Source organism: Gilliamella sp. Imp1-1, assembly GCF_001690415.1.
GTDB lineage: Bacteria > Pseudomonadota > Gammaproteobacteria > Enterobacterales > Orbaceae > Gilliamella > Gilliamella bombi.
This window is the reverse complement of record NZ_LZHK01000072.1, coordinates 1-476: the sequence shown is the minus strand read 5'-3', so window position 1 is coordinate 476 and position 476 is coordinate 1. Positions and strand designations below refer to the sequence as shown.

General features: G+C 39.9%; 1 protein-coding gene. It reads left to right on the top strand.

Features of this window, described 5'->3' with window-relative positions:
• Positions 1–262 (top strand): helix-turn-helix domain-containing protein (locus tag A9G38_RS06730; RefSeq protein WP_218056508.1); only part of this gene is annotated, 262 nt, incomplete at its 5' end.
• Between the last annotated feature and the right edge of the window lie 214 nt (positions 263–476).

Here is a 476-nt window from a genome sequence, read left to right as displayed (position 1 = left end):
TATACTAGCACCTTCGCACCACCACAGTTTGGAGATTGCTATGTATTATAATCACCTTTCTAGGAAGGAAAGATACCAGATTTTCGTATTATTACAAGCCGGAAAGAATAAAAAAGAGATAGCCCAGCTACTCAATAGACATCCTTCGACAATAAGTCGAGAGATAAAAAGAAACTCAAAACCTAATCAAGCCTATCAAGCACATGATGCGGTAACCCTAGCTAGGAAAAGGCGAAAAAACAGCGGTAATGTAAGGCAATAGAGTCTTCGGTATGGCGTCAAGTTGAAAAATACCTCATGCTTTATTACAGCCCAGAGCAGATTGCTGCACGTTTAAAGAAAGTCAGCGTCCAATCAATCTATAACTATCTTTATCAAAATAAAGCGCGCTATGAACAATTCAAACCTTATCTAAGGCGAAAAGGCAAAGCCTATAGGCATTGTAAGGCACCGAGTATTAAAGAAGGAGACCGCCG